The organism is Vibrio sp. 10N.286.48.C11, assembly GCF_041469805.1.
In the GTDB taxonomy this organism is placed as follows: domain Bacteria; phylum Pseudomonadota; class Gammaproteobacteria; order Enterobacterales; family Vibrionaceae; genus Vibrio; species Vibrio crassostreae_C.
Genome location: NZ_JBFRLK010000067.1, coordinates 1 through 2,251 on the forward strand (window position 1 = coordinate 1; position 2,251 = coordinate 2,251).

Annotated in this window: 2 protein-coding genes; both read left to right on the forward strand. The window is 37.7% G+C overall.

All coding sequences use genetic code 11. The features are described 5' to 3' along the window. Nucleotides 1–936 precede the first annotated feature (936 nt). A complete protein-coding gene (locus AB4209_RS16780; RefSeq protein WP_065608065.1) occupies nt 937–1,566 on the forward strand; it encodes a hypothetical protein in 630 nt (209 codons plus the stop codon). A gap of 141 nt (nt 1,567–1,707) precedes the next feature. Further along, nucleotides 1,708–2,251, forward strand: a 544-nt coding sequence (locus AB4209_RS16785) for a recombinase family protein (protein ID WP_372056539.1), incomplete at its 3' end; no start/stop codon positions are given.

Genomic DNA, 2,251 nt, shown 5'->3' on the forward strand with positions numbered 1-2,251 from the left:
GGCCTCCTCCTACTCGATTTGATCATGTTTGTTGTTCAGTGAAAGGGGTATAAGACAGTGGTGTTTGTTGCTTTGACCCAGAGCTGGGTCACTTTAATGTTGATCATGTTTGCTGTTCAGTGAAAGGGGTATAAGACAGTGATGTTTGTGCTTTGACCCAGAGCTGGGTCAACTTAATGCTGATCGAGTTTGCTGTTCAATGAAAGCGGTATAAGACAGTGATGTCTGTGCTTTGACCCAGAGCTGGGTCAACTTAATGCTGATCGAGTTTGCTGTTCAATGAAAGGGGTATAAGACAGTGATGTTTGTGCTTTGACCCAGAGCTGGGTCACCTTAATGCTGATCGAGTTTGCTGTTCAATGAAAGCGGTATAAGACAGTGGTGTTTGTTGGTTTGACCCAGAGCTGGGTCACCTTAATGCTGATCGAGTTTGCTGTTCCGTGATAGCGATATGAGATTGTAGTGATTATTGCTCTGATCCAGAGCTGGGTCACTTTAATGCTGATCGAGTTTGCTGTTCAATGAAAGTGATATGAGACAGTGGTGTTTGTTGGTTTGACCCAGAGCTGGGTCACTTCAGTGATGATCTTGTTTGTTATTCAGTGAAAGCCATATGAGGGTATGGTATTTATAGTAATAACTATGAACTGGGTAATTGTATTTTTTGGGATTAAAGTCGTGTGTATTTTATATTTGTATATTTTTAGTTTTAGATAAAGTTTATTTATTCTCTTGCTTTTTGTTTCTTATTTTGATTATTATGTCAGGGTGATTTTGTTTTGGTTAATATACTCTATTCTTAATACGTAGCCAGTTGAATTTTTTGTTGTGTATGATGTGGCAGTGAGAATTGAGTGTGTGGGGTTTTATATTTGTACGTTTAATATCTATTCCTTCCGATCTTGTAATAATTAAAATTAATAAATAGGATTTAAAGTGAAAATTAAAATAATAAAGAAAAATAGAAAGTACTTTTCAGCACAAACTGAATTTGGAAGAAAGTGTAAAGTTGTCATAGATGAGAACTCTGAAGGCTTGGAACCTGGTGAGCAGTCACTATTAATGGAAGATGTTTCTGTTCGTAGCCGATATGGGACAGACCTAATATATAGGTTAATAACAGTAGATAAAGATGAAAATACTACCACTTTGAAGTCACCTTATAATACTTTGCTAATAAGTAAATGCAGGGATCTTGGCGGTGTATGGGACAAAGAAAACCAGATTTGGGTATTCCCTGGTTTTGTTGAAGAGGAAGTGAAAAATCTGGATGGAATATTTAATAGTTCTAAAGTGGTAGTTGAATTAACAGCTATAAATGAAATATATGGAATAAAACAAGGAATAGAATTTTTAGGTGTTTCTTTATGTAAAGCATATGGTCGGGACTCTGGAGCAAAAATGGAAAACGGCATCTCGGTGATCTCTGGTTGTGTAGATTCCGTAGGCTCTAGAAAAAATTGGAAAACGGTTATTTATCAAGAAACAGTTATCCGATTAAGTATCCCTTCCAAACTTGTCGAGACATATAAAGATAGTAGGTTCTCTATAAAGTTAGTCGGCTGATACTCATGGGTATCAATAAACATTCATTTGTTGATACTGTTAAAAGATATATCTCAAGTGGTATCATTAAGTGGTTGTTGCATGTTTATGACACCTCTGTTATTGTTGATACTAGTTATGATACCAATGTCGAGGTCAATTATGAGTTCTGGGCGTATATTTGCTTATTGCCGCGTTTCAACAAGTGAGCAGACTACTGAGAACCAAGTTTTAGCCATTAGAAGCGCTGGATATGAAATCCAGCAGAATCGAGTAATTACCGAAACTGTTTCTGGTTCTGTCCCTGCAATTGAAAGGAAGGCGTTTAAAACACTAATCGATCATAAGCTAGAAGCTGGGGATAGCCTGATTGTTTTAAAATTGGATCGACTTGGTAGAAATAATATTGATGTTCAACATACGATTAGTATGTTGCTTGAAAGGGGAATTACTCCAATATCATTAGATTTGCCAATTCAAGATCTTGGCTCAGCAGAAGGAAGGCTAATGCTGCAAATGTTCTCTGCATTTGCGGAATTTGAGCGAAATAGGATTCGTGAACGTACTATCGAAGGGCAAGCTCGTGCTAGGGCTGAGGGTAAGAAAGTAGGGCGGCCTGAGGCAGTAGCTACAACCGCTAAAATACAGGAGTATAAAGCAAAGGGGTTGAGTCAATCGAAAGTAGCTGCATATTTCGGAGCATTCC